The organism is Brevundimonas sp. (genome assembly GCF_016463485.1).
GTDB lineage: Bacteria > Pseudomonadota > Alphaproteobacteria > Caulobacterales > Caulobacteraceae > Brevundimonas.
Genome location: NZ_JAEMRD010000003.1, coordinates 40,134 through 64,634 on the forward strand (window position 1 = coordinate 40,134; position 24,501 = coordinate 64,634).

Genomic DNA, 24,501 nt, shown 5'->3' on the forward strand with positions numbered 1-24,501 from the left:
TCTTCTCCCCGTCGATTCGTCGGCTTCAGCCGCCCTGTTGTTCCATCTCGGCCACGTTCGGCGGCCGCGACTGATAGCCCGGCATATGCAGGCCTCCGTCGACATTGATCATTTCGCCGGTGACGAAGCGCGACATCTCCGACGCCAGGAAGACCGCGACGGGCGCGACGTCCTCCTCCGGGTCGCCGTTCCTCAGCAGAGGTTTTCTGGACGCCGCCATCTCGGCAAAGCCCGGCGTCGCCTCGGCCATGCGATGGAACACCGTGCCCATGGCGGCGGGCGACAACAGATTGACCCGGATATTGAACCGGCCCCACTCGTGCGCCGCACTGCGGGTCAGGCCACGCAGCGCCGATTTGGTGATGTTGTAGTCGGAGTTCAGCCAAGCGGCCGTCTCGACGTCGATCGAATAGAAGTTGATGATCGATCCGCCGCCGCGCGCCGCCATGTGAGGCCTCGCCGCCTGCATCGACCACCATCCGGCCCACAAGCCCGAATGCAGTGTGGCATCCAGCATCTCGTCGGTCTTGTGCTCCAGCAGCACCTTGGGGCTGAGGGTGAAGGCGTTGTTGACCAGGATGTCGATGCCGCCGAACAGCTCGACGGTCTTTTCGACCGCGCCCTGGATCTGTTCCTTGATGCGCACATCGGCCTTGATGACCTCCGCCCGTCCGCCGAGTTCCTCGGTCAGTTCCTGTTTGATTGAGGCACAGTAGTCGTCGTTGAACTCGGCGACGACGACCGTCGCCCCCTCGCGGATGAATTTGCGGGCGATACCCCGTCCGATGCCGCCGCCGCCGCCGGTAATCAGGGCGACCTTGCCGTCGAGCAATGCCATCAGCGAAGTTCCTCAGGCGTGCGAATGGTCGTGCCCAGGATCGGGCCGACCAGTTCATGTCCCCAGTAGCTGAGCCTTTCGGCGTTCAGCTCGAACGGGTCGCCGGGCCAGGGATGGGTCTCGGCGATCACCTCGACGGCAAAGCCCGAGGGGGTAAAATGATAGAAGGAGAAATGCGGGTCCTGGGTGTGCTGGCCCAGGGTCATCTGGACCTGGATCTGGCGCTTGTTGACGATGTCCCAGGTCTCGCCGACATCGCGCAGGTCGCCGGTCAGCAGACCCATATGCTGGATGCCCATCCGGCCTGGCGCATGGCCGTAACCGATATCGTGGCTGGTGAGATTGTTCAGCCCGGCGCGATAGAAGCCGGTCTTGCCTTTTCCGGCACCCGAACCATACCACTGGAAGCCCATGATGTTGATCAGGAAATTGTCCAGCTCCGGTCCGTACTCCGGCGTCATCACCACGACGTGGCCAAAGCCCCGGCCGTAGGTGTTGAAGCCGCCGTGGCGCCTGCCGGGCACGAACGAATCCGGTTCGCCCTTCTGGCCGTAGAAGAGTTCATACTGATAGCCTACCGGATCCTTGAACCGGACCACGTCGCGGACGGCGCGGCGGGCGCGCAGGTCGTCGGTCCCGTGTTCGACGGCGATCCCCGCGTCTTCCAGCTTTTTCACCGCCTTCTCGAAGGCGATGCGGTTTACGCATTCCCAGCCGATATAGGCTAGCTTGTCGATCGGGCCGGGCTGGAAGGCGAACCGGTAGCGCCGGTCGTCCATGCGCAGATAGAGCGCGTCGGGCTCGTCCTCGGGTGACTTGGCGATCGCGAGGCCAAGCACCTCGGGGCCGTAGCTGCGCCAGGCGTCGATGTTGGGGCTTTCAAAGCCCAGATAGCCGATACCCCGGATATCCATGGTCAGATCCTCAAGTCTTGCGGTGGGCTAACAGGCGGTCGTGCCGCCATCGATGACGATGTCGGCACCGGTGATGAAGGCGGCTTCGTCCGAGGCCAGGAAGGCAGCCATGCCGACCACGTCCTCCGGCTCGCCGGGGCGGCCAATGGGGATGCCGGCGATCAGCCCGGCCCGCACCGCAGGGTTCTCGACGAAGGCGCGAGTGCCGGGGGTGATGACGAAGCCGGGGCTGATGGAGTTGGCGCGAATGCCCAGCGGGGCACCTTCCAGCGCCATCTGGCGGGTCATGGCGATGACGCCGCCCTTGGTTGCGTTGTGGGCGACGGTGCCGTTGCCGCGCGAGCCCTGCCAGCCGGCCGTCGAGGCGACGTTGATGATCGCGCCGCCCTGTCTGGCCAGATGCGGCCAGGCGTATTTGGTGGTCAGGAAGACGAGGTCGAGTTCGTTCCGGATCGTGAACCGCCAGTCCTCGACCGACAGGTCCGCGATGGAGCCGAACTTCGCGGCCGAGGCGTTATTGTAGACAATGTCGATCCGGCCGTAGGTCGAGACGGCCTTGTCGATCCAGGCCTGAGCGCCCTCGGGGTCGCCGAGATCGCAGACCATGCTGATCATGACGCCGCCGGCCTCTGCGACCAGTCGCGCGGTCTCCGCGTCGGCCTCGGCGTTGACGTCGCAGCCGACGACGATAGCGCCGTCGGCGACGAAGCGGAGTGCCGCCGCCCGGCCCTGCCCGCCCCCAGTGCCCGAGATAAGGGCGACACGGCCTTCCAGACGACGGGTCATGCCGTTGTCTCCGCCTGGGCGTCTCGCGCGTCGAGAGCCGTGCGGATCGCGGCGTGTTTCTCGCGCGTCAATGGATAGGTAAAGGACAGCCAGGCACCGAGCAGGAACAGCACCGCCGACGGACCGGCGAACACCATCTCCAACCCGGAGATGGCCTCGGGCGTATTGGCGGTCATCAGTGCGGGCTTGTACCCGACCATGGCCAGAGCCGCGAAGGAAAGGCCGACCGCCAGCGCACCGCCCAGCTTCCAGCTGCTGATGAGCAGGGCATAGAGGACGCCGGTCTGGTCCGAGCCGGTGTCCAGCCTCAGTTCGTCGCCTGCATCCGCCATCATCGCACGGGGCAGAAGGTTGAAGGCCCCGAACGACAGACCCCAGCCCATCATGCCCAGTGAGACGGCGACGAGATTTCCATCCGGCAGGAAGACGAAGGCGACGCTGACAATCGCCGCCAGCAGCCCTGTGATCCCCAGTACGAAATGCTTGTCTAGCCGCCGCGCCAGCCAGGCCACGGCAGGGACGGTGATCATCGCCGTAACCACTTGCGCGATCAGGACGACACCGATGGCGCTACGATCCAGACCCTTGGCGGCCGTGACGAAAAAGACCAGCATGGCCGAGGCCGTACCGAAGCCCAAGCCGAACAGCAGGTCGATGGCGGCGATGCGGAACACCGCCTTCCGTCCCACGACGGCGAGATACTCTTTGATCCCGACGATATGACGCTGGGCGGAAGCGGCGGCTTCCGGCACCCGCCAGGCGGCCAGGGCGACAGCGGGGGCCATCAGGACGATGATGATCCAGCCCATGATCTGGGTCGGGGCCATGCCGGTGTCGCCGAGCGACTTCAACAGGATGGGAAAGCCCATGACCGTCAGAATGCCCAGCAGCGACGCGAACTGCAGCCAGGCATAGACGCGGGACCGCCCGTCGTAGCTGGCCGCCAGTCCCGACGCCAAGGCCAGTTGTGCAAGAGACAGGACCGACCAGCCGAGAAAGGCCGCCGTCAGGGTCAGCAGCAGATAGATCGGCCCAACACCCGGCTTGGCCATGAACAGTAGATAGACCGCCAACATCAGGGCCGGTGCCCCGAAGATCAGCCACGGCCGGTAGCGGCCCCAGCGACTGCGGGTCCGGTCCATGGCAGCCCCGATCAGGGGATCGACCACGATGTCGAAGATGCGCACACCGGTGAAAATCAGGCCGATCACGGCCAGCGGCAGGCCCAGCACGGTCGCGTAATGCTCGGGGATCATCACGACCAGCGGCAGCGACAGGGCCGTCAGCGGAATACCCATGAGGGACAGCGACAACAGCCCCGGCAGCTTGCGTCCGCCTGCGGGCGTGGCCGCCGGGTTCGCCGCGGCGGAGGGCGCGGTCATCCCGCGACCGGTTCCACGATCAGGGCCGATTGCGGGCAGGACTCGGCGCCTTCGATGGCCCGTTCCAGCAGTTCCGGCGGCACGATCTCCGTCGTCAGGACCACCAGCCCGCCTTCGAGCTGATAGATCTCAGGGCAGATCTCGACGCACGTCCCATAGCCGCAGCACGAACCGCGATCGGCGACCACGCGATGGGCGATAGCTTGTGAACTCATAGTCATCCTCCGTGCCGGGAGTCCCTTGGGGACTTCTCCGGGGGCGCTCGGCCCATCGTTCCTCGTTGAATCGAACAGTTGCATTTTCTATACAGAAATGCCACCTCTGTTCAAAATTATATGGCGCAAGTCGCCGCGGAGGACAACTATGCTGGACCGGACACGGACAACGCTTTCGGACGGGACGACGATCGACGATCTGATCAATGTGCAGACCCGAGAGGTACAGCTGCGCGCGATCTCGGATCCCGAACTCTACGACATCGAAATGCGCAAGGTGTTCGGCAAGACCTGGCTCTTGCTGGGTCACGAGAGCGAGATTCCGGCCTCGGGCGACTTCATTACCCGGCTGATGGGATCCGACCCCGTTCTGATCACGCGTCAGAAGGACGAGACCATCAAGGTCATGCTGAACGTCTGCCCGCACCGGGGCATGCGCGTGTGCGTCAACGACGCCGGCAACGCCAAGGTCCACACCTGCATCTATCATGGCTGGGCGTTCAAGAACGACGGCGACTTCATCGGCGCGCCCGTCGCCGGCGAGAAGATGCACGGCGACATCCTGCCCAAGGAAAAGCTCGGCCTGACCCAGGCGCGCGTCCACATCTACGGCGGCCTGATCTTCGCCACCTGGAATTTCGAAGGCCCCTCGTTCGACGAATTCCTCGGCGAGATGAAGTGGTACTACGACATGCTGTTCTGCCGGACGGACAACGGCCTTGAGGTCCTGGGTCCGCCGCAGCGCTTCACCATCAAGGCCAACTGGAAGACGGCCTGCGAGCAGTCCGCCTCCGACGGTTTCCACACGCTGACGCTCCACCGCTGGCTGGGCGAGTTCGCCAAATTCGGCGATGGCGACCTGACCACCTCGATGTACGGCACCGAAGTGAGCTCCCTGCAAGGTCACTCCCTGCGCTGCATGCCCGTGGCGAACAAGTTCAAGCAGGCCAAGGATTTCCGGGACGGAAACCTGACGATCGCCGAGAAGCTGGCTATCGTGCCGCCCCCCGGTATCACCAAGGAAATGCTGCCCGAACTGGTCCGCAACCTGACGCCGGAACAGCTGGGCCTGCTGGTCGACAGCCCGCCCCAGGTCGGAGGAATGTTCCCCAACGTCCTGATCGCCTTCATTTATGTGCCCCAGCCGGACGGCGAGATCATCGGCCTGACCTCGCTGCACACCTATATCCCCAAGGGCCCGGACGAGCTGGAGTTCTGCAACTACATCCTCGCTGAAAAGGACGCCCCCGAGGAGCACAAGCAGAAGGCGCTGCAGTTCGCGGTACGCATGCTGGGTACCTCCGGCATGGTCGAACAGGACGATTCCGACACGTGGCCGCATATCACCCAGACCGCCAAGGGTGCCGCCGCTCGCAATGTCACGATGAAGTATCAGGCCGTCTGCACCACCCCGCCACGGCCCGACTGGCCCGGTCCGGCCCTGGTCTACGAAGGCTTCACCAAGGACGACACCCAGTGGAACTGGTGGCTGGCCTATCGCGACCTGATGAACGCCCCGGCTTGATCATCGCAGACATCATCAGGATACCATCGCCATGACCATGAACGCCGTCATCCCCACCGACGTCAGCGTCGCCGAGGAGGCTCCCTTCCGTCCCAACCGCGTGCCGGTCGGGTCGCCCGCCTACAACCAGATCGCCGAGTTCCTGTACGAGGAGGCCTGGCTGCTGGACGAGATCCGCCTGAAGGACTGGGTCGCGCGGCTCGATATCGACCTGCGCTACACCTGCCCGGTACGCCAGACCCGGTCTCTGAAGCATCATTCGCAGTCAATCGTCCGGACCGTGATGCATTTCGACGAGACCTACGCCTCGATCCGCGGTCGGGTGGGCCGGATCACCGACACCCAGAGCGCCTGGGCCGAGGATCCGCCCTCGCGTACGCGCCGTCTGGTGACCAACATCCTGGTCGAATCGACCGACGATCCGGACGAATTCGAGGTGAAGAGCTATCTGCTTTGCAGCCGCAGCCGGTTCGAGGAGACGACGTTGCTGATGCTCAGCTGCGTCCGCCACGACCTGCTGCGTCGTCATGGTGCCAGCTTCAAACTGGCCCGTCGCGAGATCATCGTCGACCAGACGGTGCTCGGCTTCCCGAACCTCGCCATCTTCCTCTGACGTGACGCCACACTGACGTCGGCGCCGCCCGGATCGACCGCGCGAGCGCCGACGCGTGCCTCACACTCCCGATATCAGGAGCCGCCCATGCGCGCCGCCGTCATCTCCGGCAACGGATCCGCCCCGGTCCTTCAGGACTTCCCCGAACCGACGGCCCAGGAGGGATGTGTCCTGATCGAGGTCGATACGGCGGGGCTGGGCGGCTGGGACGTGCTGGGCGCCTATCGCCTGGGCGTTCAGTATCCGTGCGTGATCCGGGGCGAAGGCGTCGGCCGCGCCGAGGACGGTCGCCGGGTCTATTTCGGCGAGCGTTCGGTCGCACCCTGGGGCGCGTGGGCGGAGAAGACCATCGTCCCCGTCGCTGAGGTCTGGGACGTACCCGACGACATCGACGATCGCACCGCCGTCACCATGGGTATCGCCGGCACCGGCATCCTGATCCCGCTGGAGGCCGCAGAGATCCAGCCGGGCGAGAGCGTTCTGATCCTGGGTGCCACCGGGGTCCTGGGCCAGATCGGCCTGCAACTCGCCAGAACTTTGGGGGCCGGCCGAGTGGTTGCCGCCGCCCGCAGCCAGGCCGGGCTTGACCGCCTGATGGAACGAGGCCTCGCCGACGCCGTCGTGGCCATGGGCGGCGACTACGACACCGAAGCGCTCAAGGTTGCTTCGGGCGGGGACGGGTTTGATGTCGTCCTCGATCTCGTCTTCGGCAAGCCCTTCCTGTCGGCGGTCAAGGCCACGAAATGGGGTGCCCGCCTGATCACCATCGGCACGGGCGCGGGCCGCACGGTGGAGCTCAATATCGGCGACCTGCTGTTCCGGACCCTGACCTGTATCGGCACCGGCCAGCGCCCGGCGGCCGACCGCGAGCAGATCTGGCGACGACTGCTGGCCATGCAGAAGGATCAGGCGATCGAGGTCGACTACATCGACTATGACTTCGCGGATTCCGCCGACGCCTGGACCGCCCAGGTATCAGGCCCCCACGCCAAGATCACGGCGAAGGTCCGCTGATGACGGTCGCGGAGGGTGCGCACATCCTCCGCGACCATCGTCGGTCGGCGTCAGCCGGCCGCCAACGCCTTGTCGATCGCACCGACCAGTCGAGGATCGGCGGCACCGATGTCGGGGGCAAACCGGTCGATGACCTGACCGTCACGGCCGACCAGGAATTTCTCGAAATTCCACACCACCTCGCCGGGTCCACTCGTCGCGATGCCATAGCCGTTCAGACGCTCGCGCATCGGGCCATCGCCGACGGCCTCGGCCTTGGCCGCCGTCAGGCCGGCATAGAGCGGGTGGATGTCCTCGCCCTTGACGCTGATCTTGGAATACAGCGGAAAGGTCACGTCGAAGCTGGTCTGGCAGAAGCTCGCGATCTCCTCGTCCGTCCCCGGCTCCTGACCGTTGAAGTTGTTCGCCGGAAACGCCAGCACTTCGAGGCCGTCCGCCGCCTTGGCGCGATACAGGGCCTCGAGCCCTTCGTATTGCGGCGTAAGCCCGCATTTCGACGCGACATTGACGATCAGCAGAACCTTGCCGGCATGGTCGGCCAGGGTGTCCGACCCGCCGTCGTTTCGGGTCAGGGGAATGGCGGTGATCGCGTCGCTCATGTCGGCTCCATCAGGTCTGGACGGCGGTCGCCGCCTTGCCCGGAAACCCTAGCAAATCGCCCCCGGACCGCGCTCGAAATCCGGCTTTCCACGCCCGATATCGAAGGAAAATAAGGCCATGAAACGCGCTCCGATAGACATCGTCGGCGACTTCCTCGACGTCTGGTCCGCAGGGCCCGAACCGCTGGAAGCCGCGATCCGCGACCTGTTCCGACCCGACACCGAATGGGTCAACATGGGCCTGTCGAAAAGCGTCGGTGCCGACGAGGCCCTGGCCATGGGTGCGAAATTCGAGGCGGCCATGGGTTACGAGAAAATCCTGGTCGAGACCCTGCATATCGCCGCCCACGGCAATGTCGTTCTGACCGAACGGATGGACCGGCTGGTCGCCGCAGACGGCCGCGAGATCGGCGCCTTTGCCATTGCCGGGATTTTCGAGCTGGACGACGACGGCAAGCTGATCCGCTGGCGCGACTACACCGACCCGTCGGCGATTGCGCTGATTCACGGCCATTGAACGTAACCATCGTCTCTGTCCGATGGACATTTTGATCAGAATGCTATTCTGTATTTGAAACAGATCGCGCCCATGAGGCCGGCTAATTTGCGGGAAGGAAGACCGATGAGCACCGCCCAGATGACCCCTAACAAGGACCTTGCCGAAGGCTTCGCCCAGGTCGGTGCCCTGTTCGCCGGCGACGACCGGAACATCGAGGAAATCTATCGCGATCACCGCGCCAACATGCCGGTGATGCAGGGAGACATCTGCGCTGAACTCGGGGCTGCGTCGTTCGCAGGCGACACCGGCCGCCCGATCTACACCATCTTCAAGCACGCCGACGTCATGAAGGTGTTGCGCGACACCAAGACCTATACCAGCGGGATCCTGATGGAGACGGGACTGGGCCAGTTCCTGGACGGGCTGATGATCACCGGCCTGGACGGCGACGAGCACCGCCAGCTGCGCGGCATCCTGCAGCCATCGTTCACACCGGCGGTGATGGAGGAGTGGCGCGAGACCTATATCCGGCCGCTGATCCAGAAGTCCTTCATCGAACCGCTGGTGTCCCAGGGCAAGGCGGAGCTGGTCTCGACCGTGGGCGTCATGTTCCCGATCCACGTGGTCTATGCGGTGCTGGGCTTCCCAGACGATGATCCGGCTGCGCTCGAGACCTTCGCCACCAAGGCGCTGAAGGTGCTGGGCGGCATGGCCAATGATCCCGAGGCCAAGCGTGCGGCCTTCCAGGCGTTCCAGGAACTGTACGACCCGACCCTGGCCGCCGTTCAGGCGCGCCGTGCGTCCGGTGCCGAAGGCTCCGACCTGATCAGCCGCCTGATCCGCGCCGAGTTCGAGGGTCGCACCCTGAACGATCACCAGATCACCAACTTCGTGCGCATGATGCTGCCGGCCGCATCGGAAACGACGTCGCGCACGTTTGCGATCATGATGACCCACCTGTTCGATCACCCCGAGGTGCTGGAACGTCTGCGTGCCGACCGGTCCCTGATGCGCAAGGTGCTGGACGAGAGCGTCCGCCACGATGCCGTCGCCACCTTCAAGGTGCGCGAGACCCAGACCGAGGTCACGCTTCAGGACGTCACCATTCCCAAGGGGGCGATCATCTCGGCCTGCGTCGGCTCGGCCAATCGGGACGAGACGGTGTTCGAGAACCCTGACGTCTTCGACATCGACCGCAAGCAGATGGCGGCGTTCGGTTTTGGCTTCGGCGCGCATATGTGCGTCGGGATGTGGCTGGCCAAGGTCGAGATAGAGGAGGCGGTGGGCCTGCTGCTCGACTTGCTTCCGAACCTGAGGCTCGACCCCGACTATCCCCGCCCGGTCGTGCGCGGGGTGTCGCTGCGCGGGCCCGACGCCGTGCATGTGATTTGGGACGTTCCCTGAACCCATCGACACCGCCGAAATGACGATCAAGGCCCCCGCCATCCGGCGGGGGCCTTTTTGGTTGGGCCCACGCCTCCCCGCCCATGAAAAAGCCGCCGACCGGTTTCCCGATCGGCGGCAAGGTTCAACAGGAGAAGTCGGGTCTAGAAACGCTTGGTCAGAGAGGCGCCGTAGGTCGTAGGCTCGCCGATGAAGGCAGTCGCGAAGCCGAGGCCGGCGGCATAGACGTCGGCGAACTGGCGGGTGTTGTATTCCTCGCCGGTCAGGTTCTTGCCGTAGATCGCGAACTCGACGTTCTGGGCGTCGAACTCGATGGCGAAGCGGGCGTTCAGCAGGCCATAGCCGGGCGTCCGGGTGATGTCGTTCGACGCGGCATAGATGGCCTTGGTCGCGGCCGACTGGTTCACCGACGGCGTGACCGGGTTGTAGAACTGGCGGCCCAGATACGAGTAATCTACGTGAAGGGTCACCGCGCCGAAGGACGTCGGCAGGACCTGAGTGGCACCTAGATTGTACTGGATTTTGGGAAGCTGGGGCAGTTCCTCGTTGCTCCGGTCGACGGGACAAATCGACGCCGTGCCGGCCGGATTCAGAGTACAGCCGGTGAAGCCCACTCCGGGAACCGCCTGCCGCTCGATGAAGGATCCGCTCTCATATTCGCCGTTCATCAGGCTGACGTTCGAGGTCAGCTCCATGCCGGTCCAGGGCCGGTAGGCGCCTTCCAGCTCGATGCCGTAGACGCGGGCGTTGCCGGCATTGACGATGAACTGGGTGCTTGCGCCGGCCGGTGTCAGGGCGGCGGCGTTACGCTGAACATCCGACTGCCAGGAGTGGAAGACTGCGACGTTGGTGCGCAGACGGTTCTCGAGCCAGGTCGCCTTGAGGCCCGCTTCCAGGTCCTTGACTGTTTCCGGCTGGAAGGCCGGAAGGCCACCGGCGCGGGTGTTCCAGCCGCCGGACTTGGAGGCGCGACGCGTCTGGACGTAGGCGAAGACGTCCTCGTTGATCTGCCAGTCCACGCCCAGGGTCCAGGCGGGATAGTCGAACTTGACCTCCTGCGTCTGGGTGCAGACGCCGGCGACATCGGGCGTGGGCACGTTGCAGGTGCCGGGCAGGCCCCAGACGGTGAAGTTATGAAGTTCGGTGTCGCGGCTGTCCCAGGTCCAGCGCAGGCCGGCGGCGATGCGAACCGAATCCGTCAGCTGGTAGTAGCCTTGGCCGAAGACGCCGGCAGACTGGTTGTGGACGTCCGCCAGGTTCTGGCCAGCCAGTCCGGCGTTGGGACGAGAGACGGCGTTGTAGGGCAGGAAGCCGAAATTCTGCGACCGGCTGAACTCCTGGCCTTCTTCGTTGGAGAAGTAGACACCGGAAATATAGGTGAACTTCTCGCCGACCGAACCGCTGATCTGGAGCTCCTGCGACCACTGGTCGGAGCTGTAGCCGGCCCAGGTCGTCAGAATCGGAACGGGCGTACCGTCCGTGTCAATGATCCCGTCGGTGTCGCTGAAGCGGTAGGCCGTGATGGACTTGAGGGTCGCATTGCCCAGATCGAGCGACGCGTTCAGGCTGAACCCATAGGCCTCAAGCTGGTTTCCGAGCGGTCGGCTGTAGAGGGCACGCACCTCGGCCGGCAGGGTCGCGAAGGTCGGCGTGTTCGGGACCAAATAGCCGGTGGCATAGCTGCTGTAGAAGCCGTTCCGGTTATGAAGCGAGTTGTTCAGCGTCGTGGCCAGGCCGAACGCTCCGAACGATCCGGCCGGGCCGAAGAGTTCGGGGGCATAGGCGTGCAAGGCCGTGAACTGGCCGTTGTCCTCGATCTTGTTGTAGTCGCCGGAGAGGACCAGCTCCAGCCGATCGTCCTCATACTTGAGCTTGGCGCGGACGAAGTCGCTGTCCTGGTCCCAGACGTCCCGTCCCAGGGGGATGCTGCGGCCATAGCCACTGCGGCCCTTGGTGCTGGCGACAACGCGGGCGGACAGCCGGTCGGTCAGGGGGCCGTTCGCGACGAAGCTGGCGCCGACCTGGTCGAAGCTGCCGGCCTCGACCTTGATCAGGCCGCTGTAGTCCTGGTTAGGGTCGGCGCTCAGGATGTTGACGGCGCCGCCGATGGTGTTGCGCCCGAACAAGGTCCCTTGCGGTCCGCGCAGAACCTCGACGCGTTGCAGGTCGAACAGGTCGGTCAGGCCCTGGGACGGGCGGGCGATGTAGACGCCGTCCACATAGATGGCCACGGCCGGATCGTTCGACACCAGCGCCTGCAGGTTGCCCTGGCCGCGCATGGCGACGAAGGCGAAGCCCGACGAGGACGGCGCGCCCGTGGCAATCGAAAGGCTGGGGGTCGTGCGTTGCAGGTCGGTGACGTCGGACACCTGAGCCCGCTCCAGCGCCTGGGCGTTGATGGCTGTGACAGCCACGGGGGTCGATTGCAGGTTTTCTTCGGTCCGACGCGCGGTGACGACGATCTCGTCCAGCTGGTCCGACTGAGGCTGCGATGAAGCGCTCTGGGCGAAGGCCGGAGCGGTCAAGGCCGTACAGGCCAGAAGCCCCAGCACGCCACCTCGGCGAACCATTCTGGACACACGTCGGCTGTTTGAGACTCTCATCGTAACCTCCCCGGTGGGGTCTATCGCCCCGCGCTTCACAGCTGCCGAAAGGCGCTGCGTTGAGGATAAACTAAACAGAATTGGAAATCTGTCGCAAGAATAAAAATCTAGGGTAAGAATGATTACGCTTTATGCTCGGGCGCGTGACATGAACCGCACGCTTGCGAACCGGGTCGCCGACCGACCGTCAGCGCGAAGTCAGCCCAGCCCTCGGAGATGATCCCATGAGCGACACCACCGCCCTGTCGGGCAAGCGAATCATCGTCACCGGTGCAGCCCGTGGTATCGGTGCCAGCGCCGCCCGAGCCTTGGCTTTTGCAGGTGCCCAGGTGTCCGGGCTCGACGTCGTGAAGGCTCCGACCGCAACGACGCATGACGGGCGTCTGACCCATGATCTGTGCGACGTCTCGTCCCGCAGCTCGGTCAACGAGGCCTTCGACAGGGCGGTCCAGGCAATGGGCGGGCTGGACGTGCTGATCCACGTCGCCGGGGTTCAACGCTATACGCCTGCCGAGGCCATCACCGACGACGAGTGGGATCTGGTGGTCGGCGTCAATGCGCGCGGCACGATGATCACCAATCAGGCGGCGTTCGCCCACCTGAAGGACCGGGGCGGGCGGATCGTCAACTTCGCCTCGGCCGCCGGGGCGCTCGGCCTGCGCGGCTGCGCCCACTATGCCGCGTCGAAGGGTGCCGTCCTGGCCTGGACGCGCACCATCGCCCAGGAGTGGGGACCTTACGGGATTTCCGCCAATGCCGTCGCGCCCGGAATGTGGACGCCCATGTACGACACCACGCGCGCGGGCATGACGCCCGAACAACTCGCGGCTCACGATCGCGGCATGGCAACCATAATTCCCCTCGGCGGCAAGCTCGGAGACCCCGATACGGACATGGCACCGGTACTGGTCTTCCTGGCCAGCGACGCCTCGCGCTTCATCACCGGCCAGACCCTGGCGGTCGACGGCGGGCTCATGATGGTCCGCTAAACCAGGCGGACGTCGAGGTCGGAACGCACTCGGGGCGCATCGATGATCGGATTGGTCAGCACGCCGACCCCCTCGATCTCCACCCGCACCACGTCGCCGGGCATGAGCCACTGGGGGTTCGGCGAGCCGGCAGCGACGCCCGAGGGCGTGCCCGTCGCGATCAGATCACCGGGATACAGGGTGAAGATCGTCGACATCAGATGCACCAGGTGGGCGACATCCCAGTGCATCTCGGCGATGTCGGCGCTCTGACGCAGATCGCCGTTGACGTGGGTTGTCAGACGCAAGCCCTTACATCCGGGCGGCAGCTCGTCCGCCGTCACGATCTCGGGTCCGAACCCGCCGGTGTTGAGGAAATTTTTGCCCGCCGTGACCGCCGACGGAATGTAGTTGTAGGCCCGCACGCTGCCGTCGTTGTGGCATGCGTAGCCGGCGACATGCGACAGGGCCTCGTCACGGGAAATCATCCGCCCTCCCCTGCCGATCACGATCATCAGCTCACCCTCGTAGTCGAGCGTGTCGGAGGCTTCCGGTCGCCAGATCGGCTGGTTGTGGGCCACCATCGAGTCACGCGTCCGCAGGAACATTCCAGGGAATTTCTGCGTGTCGGCCTTCATCTCCTCGACGTGCTTCATGTAGTTCTTGCCCAGGCCGATGATCTTGTCCGGCCGGGCGATCGGCGTCAGGTGGCGCAGGCTCTCCAGCGGATGGCGCGCATCCGCGCCTGAGTCCGAGGCGGCCCTCTCCGCGGTGCGCAAGGCGTCAGGACCGGTCGCCAGCAGGGAGCGGATGTCGCGCGGAAGATCGGGCGCCGCGACACTCAGATCGACAACCTCGTCGCCGAGACGGACCCCCGTGGTCGCCACACCATTCAGCTCGAATGACAACAGTCGCATCGACGTCTCCCTTTTCGTTTGATCGGCCTCAGCGGACCATCAACATTCCGCCGTCGATGGGAATGATCTGGCCGCTGATGAAGCGTGCGCCCGGCGATGCAAGAAAGGCCATGGCCGGCACGAAGTCCCGCTCCACGTCACCCAGTCGTCCGCCCAACGGAATCGTCCTGGCCTTCGTCGCATCGTGGTCGGCGAGGTCTTCGACGGTCATGTCGGCGCGGGTCCGGTCGTACATCGGGGTCCAGATCGCGGGCGCGATACAATTGGCGGAAATGCCGTAGCGCCCCCATTCGGCGGCGATGGTGCGGGTCCAGGCGACCACCGCGCCCTTGGCCGCCGCATAGGCCGCCTTGGTCGGATGCCCCCTGACTCCGGCCGCAGAGGCGAAATTAAGGATCGCCCCTCCGTGGTCCTTCAGATGCGGGAAGGCGGCGCGATTGACCAGAAATGTGCCGGTCGCATTCACCGCCATGACCCGGTTCCAGACGTCCAGGGTGGTGGTCGCCGCAGCCCCGCCGGTCGCGACGCCCGCCGCGTGGATCAGGACATCGAGGCCGCCCAGCGTGTCGGCCGCCCGGTCGATCGCACCCTGAATCGAGGCTTCGTCAGCGACGTCGGCGGCCTCGAACCCGACGGCACCAGCCTCCCTGGCTATCGCCTCGCCCGCCTCGGCCGACAGATCGATCGAAACGACACTCGCGCCCAGACCGGGAAAGGCCTGCACAAGCGCCTGGCCCATGCCGCTGGCTCCACCCGTGACGATGATGCGGCGACCGGCCACTGACACGATCGACATCGCAGGCCCTCCTTCTTCGGACGGAAAAAGACGGCGCGGTCCGGGAGGAACCGCGCCGTTGTCACGACCCGAACGCGCGGGTCAGGCTGGAAAACCTCAGAAGGCGTAGTGAAGGCTGACGCCATACGTCCGGGGGCTGCCCACCACGATGGAGTTGAAGTTGGCCGCCGCGAACGAGCCGGACCTCGCCGCGAAGTATTCGTCGGTCAGGTTCTTGCCGTAGGCGGCCAGGGTGATCGGTGCGTTGGCGAAGGTAAACGACAGCTGGGCGTTCAGCAGGCCGTATCCCTCCTGGCTGATCGAGCGGCGCTGGAAATCCGTCAGGGGGACCGGCCCGGTGCCCGTGATCGACACCGTGTTCAGGAAGAAGACCTCCGAGCGGGAGTTGTAGTCCGCGTGCAGGTCCAGACGCCCCGCTTCCAGCTCGATCGGATAGTCGGCGCTGAACGAATAGGTGGTCTTGGCCACCGTCGGGATTTCCGATCCCTTGTAAGGCCCCTCGGTGAATTCCGGATGGATCAGGCCCAGGGATGCGTTCAGACGCAGGTCGCCCAGAAGGGCCGTCGCCTCGAACTCGCCGCCATAGATTTCCGCCGTCCCCGAGTTGAGCACGGCGATGATCACGGGGCTGGCCGACAGGATGGCGTTCTGCTGGATGTCCTCGAAGGTCGAGAAATAGCCGCTCAGCCCCATCCGCAGACGGTTGTCGAAGAAGGTCAGCTTGGCACCGGCCTCGTAGCTGGCGACGCTCTCCTCGTCGAACGGGCGATAGAAGGCGGCGGTGGTGCCGCTGGCCTGCTGGAACCCGCCAGAGCGGAAACCCTTCGAGAATTTCGCGAACAACAGGCCGTCGCCGGGCAGGCGGTAGTCTAGCCCCACCGTGAAGGGCACGGTGTTGAACTCGATGTCGGCGGGTGTGTATAGGCAGCTGCCGGGCGCTTCGTTCAGGCCGATCGCAGTGAACGGGCAGGCGGCCGGGGTGACCGCGGTCGCCGGCGGCTCGGCGACCAGCGCGGCTCCGGCGACGGCGAAGCGTGCCGGCGTGTAGGTCATGCCCCGCGTGTCCTTCACGGCGCGAACGCCGCCGGTGAGGCGCAGGCGCGGCAGGATTTCGTAGCTGAGCTGAGCGAACACGCTCATCGATTCGTTGTCGGGGCGGATCGTATTGTCCTGGATCGCGGTCGGCACCCGGGTGATCGGCGAGTTGCGGATCTGCTCGCGGAAATAATAGGCGCCGGTGGTCCAGTTCAAACGGTCGGCGAAGGCCGTGCCCGTCAGTTGAAGCTCCTGCGACACCTGATGGCCGTCGAGCTCAAAGATCCGGACGTCGGCGGTCGGGATCGGCGTGCCGTCGAGGTCGGAAGCCCCCTCGAAATTCACATTGCGATAGGCCGAGATCGACTTCAGCGTCGCCGAGCCGAGCTGCGCCGTGATCGTGCCGGTGAAGTCGTAGACCTCGGAATCATTGACGGGGTTGTAGCCCGCCTGGCTGACCCGCGACTCGGACGCGGCGACATAGGGCGCATACATCGCCGCCGACAGCCCGGCCTGATACGAGTTCAGCACCCACAACGGCTGATGGTTCGAGCCGGAGTAGTGGTCGAAGCTCAGGTCGACCCTCAGGTCGGGCGAGATGTCGGCGCGAACGCTGGCGCGCAGGAAGTCGTCGTTCTGGTCCGCGACGTCGCTGCGCAGCGTCGGGTTATAGCCATACCCTTCGTGCTCGACGTGGCTGTAGACGAGGCGCGCCGCCAGCTTGTCGTCCACGAGTGGCAGGTTGACGATGCCCGTCGCGGTGATCGCATTGTAGTTGCCGTAGCCCAGCTTCAGCGAGCCTCCGAAATCATAGGACGGCTTGTTGGTCGTGATGTTCAGCGCGCCACCAATGGTGTTGCGGCCGAACAGGGTGCCCTGCGGCCCACGCAGAACCTCGGCCGAGGCGACATCGACCATGGCGAAATTGCTGCCCTCGGGCCGGGCGTAGTAGAGGCCATCGACATAGGTGCCCACTGCCTGATCGACGTTGGGCAGAACGCCGCCGGGCGCGACGCCGCGGATGGCCAGGATCAGATCGTTGTTGCCATAGGGCGTGGCGGTGAAGGTGATCGACGGCGCATTCTCGGTCAGGGCCCGAACGTCCGTGATCTGACGACGGTCAAGCTCGCGCGCGCTGAAGGCGGTGACGGCGACCGGAACATCCTGAAGACGTTCCTCGCGCCGCTGGGCGGTGACAATGACTTCTTCGAGTCCCGTCGCCACTTCGGGCTCGGGCTGCACCGGCACGCTCTGGGCCATCGCGAGCGACGGTAACCAGAACAGCGATGCGCCGGCGAACAGCGCAGCCTTCCTCATGGTGCGTGACATCGTGCTTCCTTCCCTGTGCGCCTTGGTTGGCGGTCGCAACCTGAGCGACCCCTGACGGTCCGCGCGGTCTCTTGTCGTTAGGGAAAGGACACTACAGCGAAAACTAAGTCAACTGCTTTAATCTGATATCCGAATGTCATTCTTGATTTGGTATGCGAACGACGCACCCAACGCACGAACCGCGCGGTTACCGACTGGGCTTGATGTCGGTCGTCTCGATATCCCAGGTGGTCGACGTTGCGCCTTCGTCGCGAAGCTGGAACTTGAGGACCCGCCCCTGCGGATTGACGGGCAACTCCGGCCTGAACTCGATGTAGCGGGGCACGGCATAGTAGGGCACGCGCTCCATCAGCCAGCGGCACAGATCCTCTTCGGTCAGCGCAGCACCCGGCTTGAGCTTGGCGGTGACCTTCAGGTCGTCTTCCTGCATGTTCGACGGCACAGCGTGGACGGCGACCTGCTCGATCGCCGGGTGTGTCAGGATCGAGGTCTCCATCTCGAAGCTGGAGATGTTTTCGCCCCGCCGGCGCAGATAGTCCTTCTTGCGATCGACGAAATAGAAAAAGCCGTTCTCGTCGAACTTGCCGATGTCGCCGGTGTGGAACCACAGATTGCCCCAGACCTTGAGCGTGTCCTCTGGCCGACGCCAATAGCCCTTGAAGATGATGTCGGGCAGCAAAGGCCGGCAGACGACCTCGCCAGACGTGCCGACAGGAACCTCGTTGTCGTTGTCATCGAAGATTCGAACATCGAGCTCGGGCGCAGCCTTTCCGGACGACCCCTCAGCATACGATCCGTCATCCGGCATCGAGGTCAGCAGGCCCTCGGTCAGGCCATAGACGTTGGAGCCGATCTTTTTGGCACCGAAGCGCTCGCGCCAGATCGCCTTGATCTCTTCAGGGAAGGGGTTGCCCTTGACGGTGTGGACCTGTCCGAAACAGCGCGCCATCGCCTCGTGCTCGTCGGCGCGGGCCAGCATGGTGCCTAGCGACCCAAGGATCGACACCACCGTCGCCCCGGACTTCTCGATGGCCGGCCAGAATCCCGAGACCGAGAATTTCGGCGCGAACGAAATCGTCGCCCCGACCAGCATCACCGACACCACCCCCGTCGCCAGGGCATTCATGTGGAACAGCGGCAGCGGCGTCCAGTAGATGTCGTCCGGCCCGAACGGCGCCGAGCGCGTCAGCATCCGCGCGAAATGGCACATCTGATTGCCGGTAATCATGCAGCCCTTGGACGGGCCCGTCGTGCCGGAGGTGTAGATCAGGGCGTTCAGCACGCCGGGATCGGGCAGTTCGGCAAAACCGCTCTCGTCGGTCCCACGATAGTCATCCAGCGCAGCGATGGCGAAGGCGGACCCCTTCGGCTGCTCGAACGCGCCCCGGACCAGAACGGTCTTCAGAGTCGTCAGCTGGTCCTCGATATCCAGGACGCGCTGAAGATATTTCGCCTCGCAGACCAGCAGGGTCGCGCCGGCGTCCTCGATCTGGTGACGCAGGAACTGGCCGATCAGGGCGGTGTTCAGCGGCACACTGATGACGGAAATCTTGTTGGCGGCGATCCAGGTGGTGATCGCATCGATATTGTTGTCCAGCATCGACACGATCGGTGTGCCGGCGGTCAGGCCGAAGTCCCGAAGCACATGGGCGAAGCGATTGCTGGTCCGGTCGAACGCGCCGTAGGTGTGTTTCTCGCCGCTGAAATCCAGAAAGATCTTGTCCGGATGGGCGTCGACCGCGCGGCGCAGGGCGGCGATCGGCGTGTCCCGGGGGCCTGTGCGCCAACCCGCCTGCGTGGTGCTGTTCATCGCGTTCATTCGTCCACCCTTGGCCCGGACGGGTCAATCCGTCGCCTTGGGCCAGGCCCACGACGCCGGCGACACGCCTCGCCTTCCTCGTCCCTGCGGCCCTGCCGTCTCGCCCTCAGTTGACCTGAAAGCCGGACAGAAGCCGGACCCCGCGCGGCAGGATCGTGCAGGCGAAACTAGCCGGGTCGCCCCGACCGGTCCAGCAATATTCTGATATTAGTCGTTCGTTCTGTTTTCAGAACTCACGATCTCGACCACGATCTTGCCGCTCGCGCCGCGCGACGCCAAGCGGGCGATCGCCTCCCCGCCTCTCTCCAGCGGATAGCGTTCCGAGACCAGCGGCCTGATACACCCCTCGGCATGGAGTGCCATCAAGTCGCGCATGTCCTGCGCCCCCGCCAGCGGGTCACGCGCCATCCATGCGCCCCAGAAGACGCCGGTGATCTGGGCGTTCTTGAGCAGGACGAGGTTCAGGGGGATGGACGGAATGCCTGCGGCGAACCCGACCACCAGATAACGCCCCTCCCAAGCGATAGACCGGAACGCCGGCTCGGCATAGGCACCGCCGACGGGATCCAGGATGATGTCGGCCCCGTCTTCGCCGCACGCGTCTTTCAACGCCTGGGTGAAGGCCCTAGCCCGGGCCGCGTCCGACAGGTCGCGATCATACAGCACCCCGGAGTCGGCGCCTCTCGCGAGAGCGGCGTCGAGCTTTTCCTGCGACGAGGCTGCGGCGACGACCCTGGCCCCCAGCGCCTTGCCCAACTCGACCGCCGCCAGCCCGATCCCGCCCCCGGCACCCAGCACCAGCAGGGTCTCGCCTGCGCCGATTCCGGCCCGGCCCACCAGGGCATAATAGACGGTGCCGTAGGTCACTTGAAACGCCGCCGCCTCGTCGAACGGCATGGCGTCGGGGATCACGGTGCAACGATCCGCGGACACGACCACGACCTCGGCCATGGCACCGAACGGCAGGGACGCCGACACCCGCTGTCCCACGACCGGCGCCACGACGCCGGGCCCCACGGCGCGCACGACACCCGACAGTTCGCTGCCGGGTGAGAAGGGCCGGGTCGGCCGAAGCTGATATCGGTCCTCGATCACCAGCACGTCGGGGAAATTGACACCGCAGGCATGAACTTCGACAGCGACCTGACCTGCGGCCGGGACGGGTTCATCGACCTCGTGGACCAATAGGGTTTCCGGGCCACCCGGCGTCACACTCTGAAGGGCTCGCACGGCAAATCTCCTATCACGTCGCGGGACTTGCAGCCCCGCTCTCGACCTATCGGGCGGCGCATCCGTGAACAAGCAAGTATATTCTGGTGTTAGAACGTCGTTTCGCTTGCCGAATTCCAACCGACGTTCTAGCCTTGGCGAAACAGACGCCGCTCCAAGCGCGCCCGGAGGATAGCAGTGCCCGTTAGATTCCGCACATCGGCGACGCCGGGTTCAGGCTGCAAGGCGGGTCTATAGCCATGCCCACAAGCTCGACCTCGCCGCTCGCCAAGGGCGCCTGGTACACCCTCTTCATCCTGACGCTGGTCTATATCTCGAACTCCATCGACCGGACGGCGATGTCGATCCTGATCGAGCCGGTGAAGGCCGAGTTCGACCTGTCCGACAGCCAACTCGGCCTGCTGACCGGCTTGGCGTTCGGCGTGACCTATGCGCTGGCGGGCATTCCGATGGGGTGGCTGATCGATCGGGTCAATCGCACGAAACTGCTGGCAGCCGTCGTGGCGACCTGGAGCCTGTGTACCGCCCTGTGCGGCTTCGCCCAGAGCTATCCGGCCCTGGTCATGGCCCGGCTGGCGGTCGGGGCCTCGGAGTCGGCGGCGGCGCCCACCGCCATGTCGATGATCGCGGACCTGTTTCCCAAGAACCGCCGGTCGACCGCCATGGGCATCTTCTGGACCAGTACCGCCTTCGGCACCGCCATCAGCCTGGTGCTCGGCGGGGTAATCGCCGCGAACTACGGCTGGCGGGCCGCCTTCTTCGTCGCCGGAGTTCCCGGGCTCATCCTGGCGGTGCTCATCTTTCTGACCGTGCGTGAGCCCATCCGCGAACGTGGCCTGGACGAGAAGGCTGGAGAGCCGGCACCGTCGATGTTCCAGACCCTCAAATTCGTCTGCGCCAATCCGACCGTGTTCCATCCGTTTGCAGGCATCGGCCTGGCCTCTCTGGCCATGTCGGGCGTTCCCGTATGGGCGGCGTCCTTCCTGGTGCGGACCCAGGATTTCACCCTGCCACAGGCGGGTCTGTTGGCCGGGCTGGGGGTCGGGATCTTTGGCGCGATGGGTTCACTGCTGGGCGGCCCGCTGGGCGATGCGGTGTCGAAGCGGTGGGGCGTTCAGACCCTGCCGGCCGTGCCCATGGCGGCCTGCGCCATGGCCTGTGCATCCGGCCTCGTGTTCGCGCTGGGATCATCGCTGATCGTTGTGGCCGTCGGCTTCATCGTCTTCGAGATCGTGTCGCGCGCCTTCACCGCCCCCGCCTATGCCATTCTCGTCACCGGCGTGGAGCCACGGATGCGCGGCGTCGTCGTATCCTCGGTCCAGGCGGTGACCAACCTGATCGGATACGGCGTCGGCCCCCTCGTGGTGGGTGTCGTCAGCGACCGGGTCGGTGGCACGAACTCGCTCAAGTTCGGCATCGCCGCAGTGATGATCTTCAGCCTGTGGTCCAGCCTGCATTTCCTGGCCGCCTGGTTTGCGGCGCGCAAATCGGAGCGGTTCGTCGAAGGAGCCACCGCGTGACCGCCAACCCATCCCGATCCCTGAACACCCAGACCGGCCGTCGAACGACCGCCGCACCCGACGGAGCCTGACCATGGCGGATGGAGCCATCGAACGCGCGGTCCAGATCGAGCGCGTCAATCGCGTGGGCTGGGTGGTGCTGAACCGTCCCGGACAGATCAATGCGATCAACCCTGCGCTTCGGACCGAAGCGACGCAGGCCCTGGAACTTCTGGACCGCGATCCCGAGGTCGGGGTGATCGTCATCCGCGGCGCCGGCGAGCGCGGCTTCTGCGCCGGGGCAGACATCAAGTCCCAGAGCGACGCCACCTCCCTGCCCGCACTTCGCGACGGGATGACGCCGGGCTGGATCGAGGTCCTGGACCGGGTCAGAAAGCCCGTCATCGCCGCCATTCATGGATTCTGTCTGGGCGGCGGGATCGAGATCGCCATGGCCTGCGACATCCGTATCGCGGCACCCAACGCCGTGTTCGGCCTGCCCGAAACCGGCCTCGGCCTGATCCCCGGCGGCGGGGGCACCCAGAGGCTGCCGCGCATCGTCGGTCTGGGCCGCGCGCTTGACCTGCTGCTGACCGGCGACCGGATCGACGCGGCCGAGGCGCACCGCATCGGCCTGGTCTCGCGCCTGTCGGCGTCCCCCGAGAGCCTGATCGACGAGGTCCAGACGATCGCCGAACGCATCGCCTCCAAGCCCGCGACCGCCTCGGCCTACGCCAAGGAAGCCGCGCGCGACGGCCTGGAACTCGATCTCCGGGCCGGGCTCAAGCTGGAAAAGGACCTGTTCGTCCTGCTGATGTCCACCGAGGACCGCAAGGAGGCCGCAGCCGCGTTCAAGGAAAAGCGCCCGCCCGCGTTCACAGGGCGCTAGATGAACCGTCGACGTCAAAATCCAGAGGCGGAACGGTGAGAAAACTCCCCCTGCTCAATGCGGAAACCCGGCCGTTCTGGACCGGCGGCGAGGTCGGCGAGCTGCGGATTCACCGTTGCGACGACTGCACGCGCTATTTCCACCCCCCCGCCCCGATCTGTCACCAATGCAGCAGCCTGAACGTCACTCCGACCCCGGTGTCGGGGCGTGGACGGGTCGTGACCTTCACGATCAATCACCAGGCCTGGACGCCAGAGTTCACCGAACCCTACGTCGTCGCCATCGTCGAACTGGAGGAACAGGCGGGCCTGCGCTTCCTGTCCAATATCGTGAACTGTGCGCCCGAGGCCGTCACGATCGGCATGCCCGTGACCGTGGTGTTCGAGAACGTGGAGGACGTCTGGATTCCTCTGTTCGAGAGGGCCGCCTGATGGACAGCCGGTATCTGGAAAAGAACGTCGCCATCACCGGCATCGGCCAGTCCGAGGTCGGACGACCATCCTCGCGCTCCGCCATGCAACTGACCGTGGATGCGGCGCTGGAGGCCATCGCCGATGCAGGCCTGAACCCCAAGGACATCGACGGCGTCTGTTCCTGGCCCGGCGACAACTCCAACGGCTCGAGCTTCTCGCCCGTCGGTCCCCTGTCGGTCATGACCATGCTGGGGCTGAACTGCAACTGGTTCAGTGGGGGCTATGAGGCGGCCGGGCCGCTGGCCGGGGTCATGAACGGCGTCATGGCCATCGCGTCGGGCATGGCGAACCATGTCCTGGTGTTCCGTACCATCACCGAGTCCAGCAACCGCACCAGTGGCTCCAAGGATCAGAGCCTGGCAGCCAAGTCCGGCCCGCGAGACGGCAATTTCATGTGGCAGTGGTGTACGCCGTTCAACGTGCTGTCGGTCGTCAACATCACGGCCATGTACGCGGCCCTCCACATGGAGACCTATGGAACCACGCCGGAACAACTGGCTCAGATCGCCCTGACCACCCGGCGCAACGCACAGCTGAATCCAAAGGCCGTCATGCGCAAGCCCATGACGATGGATGACTATTTCGCGTCGAAGATGATCTCGACACCGCTGCGGATGTTCGACTGCGACGTCCATTGCGACGCCTCCACCGCCATCGTCCTGTCGCGCCGCGATATGGCGAAGGACCTGCGTCATCCGCCGATCCGCATCGAGGCGATCGGCGCGGCGATGAACCAGCCCTATCTGTGGGACCAGGTCGACCTGACCGCCAACGCCATGCCCGACGCCGCCAACGCCATGTGGGCGCGCACCGACCTGAAGCCCGCCGACGTCGATACGGCTCAGCTCTACGACGGCTTCAGCATCCTGACGATGATGTGGCTGGAGGGGCTCGGCCTGTGCCCCAAGGGACAGAGCGGCGCCTTCGTCGAGGGCGGCGGGCGCATCGCGCTGGACGGCCAGCTGCCGCTGAACACCAACGGCGGCCAGCTGTCGGGCGGACGCACCCACGGCATGGGCTACGTCCATGAGGCCTGCACCCAGCTGTGGGGACGCGGCGGCGAACGCCAGATCCGCGACCCGCACGTCGCCGTGTGTGCGGCCGGCGGAGGACCGCTCGCCGGCAGCCTGCTGCTGGTCAAGGACTGAAGATCA

22 protein-coding genes are annotated in these 24,501 nt (G+C 65.2%); 10 read left to right on the forward strand and 12 right to left on the reverse strand.

All coding sequences use genetic code 11. From position 1 onward, the window contains the following. Positions 1-25 precede the first annotated feature (25 nt). Genes JHC99_RS01280 through JHC99_RS01300 form a run of 5 tightly spaced genes read right to left on the reverse strand, consistent with a single transcriptional unit; the run spans position 26 to position 4,135 of the window. Positions 26-838 (reverse strand): SDR family NAD(P)-dependent oxidoreductase, encoded by an 813-nt coding sequence (locus tag JHC99_RS01280; protein ID WP_292151662.1) that lies wholly within the window; start codon positions 836-838, stop codon positions 26-28. Next, complete coding sequence (locus JHC99_RS01285) at positions 838-1,752, reverse strand: VOC family protein (protein ID WP_292151663.1); 915 nt, start codon at positions 1,750-1,752, stop codon at positions 838-840. The genes JHC99_RS01280 and JHC99_RS01285 overlap by 1 nt, the downstream gene beginning before the upstream one ends. Before the next feature lie 27 nt (positions 1,753-1,779). After that, positions 1,780-2,538, reverse strand: coding sequence for an SDR family NAD(P)-dependent oxidoreductase (locus JHC99_RS01290; protein WP_292151664.1), 759 nt, complete (start codon positions 2,536-2,538; stop codon positions 1,780-1,782). Then, positions 2,535-3,920 (reverse strand): MFS transporter, encoded by a 1,386-nt coding sequence (locus JHC99_RS01295; protein WP_292151665.1) that lies wholly within the window; start codon positions 3,918-3,920, stop codon positions 2,535-2,537. Before JHC99_RS01295 ends, JHC99_RS01290 begins: the two co-directional genes overlap by 4 nt. After that, on the reverse strand, positions 3,917-4,135 hold the full coding sequence (locus JHC99_RS01300) for a ferredoxin (RefSeq protein ID WP_292151666.1): 219 nt from the start codon (positions 4,133-4,135) through the stop codon (positions 3,917-3,919). Before JHC99_RS01300 ends, JHC99_RS01295 begins: the two co-directional genes overlap by 4 nt. 148 nt (positions 4,136-4,283) lie before the next feature. Here JHC99_RS01300 and JHC99_RS01305 point away from each other — a divergent pair, with 148 nt between their 5' ends. From JHC99_RS01305 to JHC99_RS01315, 3 genes are all read left to right on the forward strand, one after another. Further along, the gene (locus tag JHC99_RS01305) at positions 4,284-5,660 is read left to right on the forward strand and encodes an aromatic ring-hydroxylating dioxygenase subunit alpha (RefSeq protein WP_292151667.1); all 1,377 of its coding nucleotides are present in this window, start codon (positions 4,284-4,286) and stop codon (positions 5,658-5,660) included. A gap of 31 nt (positions 5,661-5,691) precedes the next feature. Further along, complete coding sequence (locus JHC99_RS01310) at positions 5,692-6,273, forward strand: 3-phenylpropionate/cinnamic acid dioxygenase subunit beta (RefSeq protein ID WP_292151668.1); 582 nt, start codon at positions 5,692-5,694, stop codon at positions 6,271-6,273. An 87-nt stretch (positions 6,274-6,360) separates the two neighbouring features. Beyond that, a complete protein-coding gene (locus tag JHC99_RS01315) occupies positions 6,361-7,287 on the forward strand; it encodes a zinc-binding dehydrogenase (RefSeq protein ID WP_292151669.1) in 927 nt (308 codons plus the stop codon). Between the two features lie 50 nt (positions 7,288-7,337). Here JHC99_RS01315 and JHC99_RS01320 read toward each other — a convergent pair whose 3' ends face one another. Next, positions 7,338-7,886 carry a glutathione peroxidase gene (locus JHC99_RS01320; protein ID WP_292151670.1) on the reverse strand — a complete coding sequence of 183 codons (549 nt, stop codon included), beginning with the start codon at positions 7,884-7,886 and terminating at the stop codon, positions 7,338-7,340. Positions 7,887-8,004: 118 nt separating this feature from the next. Between JHC99_RS01320 and JHC99_RS01325 the strand changes: the two genes are divergently transcribed. Continuing rightward, positions 8,005-8,403, forward strand: a complete 399-nt coding sequence (locus tag JHC99_RS01325) for a limonene-1,2-epoxide hydrolase family protein (RefSeq protein WP_292151671.1) — start codon at positions 8,005-8,007, stop codon at positions 8,401-8,403. A gap of 105 nt (positions 8,404-8,508) precedes the next feature. Beyond that, positions 8,509-9,789 carry a cytochrome P450 gene (locus JHC99_RS01330; protein WP_292151672.1) on the forward strand — a complete coding sequence of 427 codons (1,281 nt, stop codon included), beginning with the start codon at positions 8,509-8,511 and terminating at the stop codon, positions 9,787-9,789. Positions 9,790-9,932: 143 nt separating this feature from the next. Here the strand turns inward: JHC99_RS01330 and JHC99_RS01335 are convergent, their stop codons facing one another. Beyond that, positions 9,933-12,359, reverse strand: coding sequence for a TonB-dependent receptor (locus JHC99_RS01335; RefSeq protein ID WP_292151673.1), 2,427 nt, complete (start codon positions 12,357-12,359; stop codon positions 9,933-9,935). 257 nt (positions 12,360-12,616) lie between these two features. Between JHC99_RS01335 and JHC99_RS01340 the strand changes: the two genes are divergently transcribed. Further along, positions 12,617-13,381 (forward strand): SDR family NAD(P)-dependent oxidoreductase, encoded by a 765-nt coding sequence (locus tag JHC99_RS01340; RefSeq protein ID WP_292151674.1) that lies wholly within the window; start codon positions 12,617-12,619, stop codon positions 13,379-13,381. On the opposite strand, the gene JHC99_RS01345 is transcribed toward JHC99_RS01340, so the two are convergent. The 5 genes from JHC99_RS01345 to JHC99_RS01365 form a co-directional block, all read right to left on the reverse strand. Continuing rightward, complete coding sequence (locus JHC99_RS01345) at positions 13,378-14,277, reverse strand: fumarylacetoacetate hydrolase family protein (protein ID WP_292151675.1); 900 nt, start codon at positions 14,275-14,277, stop codon at positions 13,378-13,380. The two genes, JHC99_RS01340 and JHC99_RS01345, sit on opposite strands and share 4 nt — an antisense overlap. Positions 14,278-14,305: 28 nt before the next feature. Further along, entirely contained in the window at positions 14,306-15,073 is a 768-nt protein-coding gene (locus JHC99_RS01350) for an SDR family oxidoreductase (protein WP_292151676.1), read from the reverse strand. Positions 15,074-15,169: 96 nt separating this feature from the next. Then, entirely contained in the window at positions 15,170-17,437 is a 2,268-nt protein-coding gene (locus tag JHC99_RS01355) for a TonB-dependent receptor (protein ID WP_292151677.1), read from the reverse strand. Positions 17,438-17,624: 187 nt separating this feature from the next. Beyond that, on the reverse strand, positions 17,625-19,247 hold the full coding sequence (locus tag JHC99_RS01360) for an AMP-binding protein (protein ID WP_292151678.1): 1,623 nt from the start codon (positions 19,245-19,247) through the stop codon (positions 17,625-17,627). 216 nt (positions 19,248-19,463) lie between these two features. Further along, entirely contained in the window at positions 19,464-20,486 is a 1,023-nt protein-coding gene (locus JHC99_RS01365) for an NADPH:quinone oxidoreductase family protein (protein WP_292151679.1), read from the reverse strand. Between the two features lie 239 nt (positions 20,487-20,725). On the opposite strand from JHC99_RS01365, the gene JHC99_RS01370 reads away from it, so the two are divergent. The 4 genes from JHC99_RS01370 to JHC99_RS01385 all read left to right on the forward strand — a co-directional run bounded on the left by JHC99_RS01370 (position 20,726) and on the right by JHC99_RS01385 (position 24,495). After that, positions 20,726-22,006, forward strand: coding sequence for an MFS transporter (locus JHC99_RS01370; RefSeq protein ID WP_292151680.1), 1,281 nt, complete (start codon positions 20,726-20,728; stop codon positions 22,004-22,006). A 73-nt stretch (positions 22,007-22,079) separates the two neighbouring features. After that, positions 22,080-22,874, forward strand: coding sequence for an enoyl-CoA hydratase-related protein (locus tag JHC99_RS01375; protein ID WP_292151681.1), 795 nt, complete (start codon positions 22,080-22,082; stop codon positions 22,872-22,874). A gap of 35 nt (positions 22,875-22,909) precedes the next feature. Then, complete coding sequence (locus tag JHC99_RS01380) at positions 22,910-23,305, forward strand: Zn-ribbon domain-containing OB-fold protein (protein WP_292151682.1); 396 nt, start codon at positions 22,910-22,912, stop codon at positions 23,303-23,305. After that, entirely contained in the window at positions 23,305-24,495 is a 1,191-nt protein-coding gene (locus JHC99_RS01385) for a thiolase family protein (protein ID WP_292151683.1), read from the forward strand. Before JHC99_RS01380 ends, JHC99_RS01385 begins: the two co-directional genes overlap by 1 nt. Positions 24,496-24,501: the final 6 nt, after the last annotated feature.

What these genes read in the sequence shown, in the direction of transcription:
- JHC99_RS01280 (WP_292151662.1), bottom strand. Translation starts at nt 838, where the DNA reads ATGGCATTGCTCGACGGCAAGGTCGCCCTGATTACCGGCGGCGGCGGC.
- JHC99_RS01285 (WP_292151663.1), bottom strand. Translation starts at nt 1,752, where the DNA reads ATGGATATCCGGGGTATCGGCTATCTGGGCTTTGAAAGCCCCAACATC.
- JHC99_RS01290 (WP_292151664.1), bottom strand. Translation starts at nt 2,538, where the DNA reads ATGACCCGTCGTCTGGAAGGCCGTGTCGCCCTTATCTCGGGCACTGGG.
- JHC99_RS01295 (WP_292151665.1), bottom strand. Translation starts at nt 3,920, where the DNA reads ATGACCGCGCCCTCCGCCGCGGCGAACCCGGCGGCCACGCCCGCAGGC.
- JHC99_RS01300 (WP_292151666.1), bottom strand. Translation starts at nt 4,135, where the DNA reads ATGAGTTCACAAGCTATCGCCCATCGCGTGGTCGCCGATCGCGGTTCG.
- JHC99_RS01305 (WP_292151667.1), top strand. Translation starts at nt 4,284, where the DNA reads ATGCTGGACCGGACACGGACAACGCTTTCGGACGGGACGACGATCGAC.
- JHC99_RS01310 (WP_292151668.1), top strand. Translation starts at nt 5,692, where the DNA reads ATGACCATGAACGCCGTCATCCCCACCGACGTCAGCGTCGCCGAGGAG.
- JHC99_RS01315 (WP_292151669.1), top strand. Translation starts at nt 6,361, where the DNA reads ATGCGCGCCGCCGTCATCTCCGGCAACGGATCCGCCCCGGTCCTTCAG.
- JHC99_RS01320 (WP_292151670.1), bottom strand. Translation starts at nt 7,886, where the DNA reads ATGAGCGACGCGATCACCGCCATTCCCCTGACCCGAAACGACGGCGGG.
- JHC99_RS01325 (WP_292151671.1), top strand. Translation starts at nt 8,005, where the DNA reads ATGAAACGCGCTCCGATAGACATCGTCGGCGACTTCCTCGACGTCTGG.
- JHC99_RS01330 (WP_292151672.1), top strand. Translation starts at nt 8,509, where the DNA reads ATGAGCACCGCCCAGATGACCCCTAACAAGGACCTTGCCGAAGGCTTC.
- JHC99_RS01335 (WP_292151673.1), bottom strand. Translation starts at nt 12,359, where the DNA reads ATGGTTCGCCGAGGTGGCGTGCTGGGGCTTCTGGCCTGTACGGCCTTG.
- JHC99_RS01340 (WP_292151674.1), top strand. Translation starts at nt 12,617, where the DNA reads ATGAGCGACACCACCGCCCTGTCGGGCAAGCGAATCATCGTCACCGGT.
- JHC99_RS01345 (WP_292151675.1), bottom strand. Translation starts at nt 14,277, where the DNA reads ATGCGACTGTTGTCATTCGAGCTGAATGGTGTGGCGACCACGGGGGTC.
- JHC99_RS01350 (WP_292151676.1), bottom strand. Translation starts at nt 15,073, where the DNA reads ATGTCGATCGTGTCAGTGGCCGGTCGCCGCATCATCGTCACGGGTGGA.
- JHC99_RS01355 (WP_292151677.1), bottom strand. Translation starts at nt 17,437, where the DNA reads ATGTCACGCACCATGAGGAAGGCTGCGCTGTTCGCCGGCGCATCGCTG.
- JHC99_RS01360 (WP_292151678.1), bottom strand. Translation starts at nt 19,247, where the DNA reads ATGAACAGCACCACGCAGGCGGGTTGGCGCACAGGCCCCCGGGACACG.
- JHC99_RS01370 (WP_292151680.1), top strand. Translation starts at nt 20,726, where the DNA reads ATGCCCACAAGCTCGACCTCGCCGCTCGCCAAGGGCGCCTGGTACACC.
- JHC99_RS01375 (WP_292151681.1), top strand. Translation starts at nt 22,080, where the DNA reads ATGGCGGATGGAGCCATCGAACGCGCGGTCCAGATCGAGCGCGTCAAT.
- JHC99_RS01385 (WP_292151683.1), top strand. Translation starts at nt 23,305, where the DNA reads ATGGACAGCCGGTATCTGGAAAAGAACGTCGCCATCACCGGCATCGGC.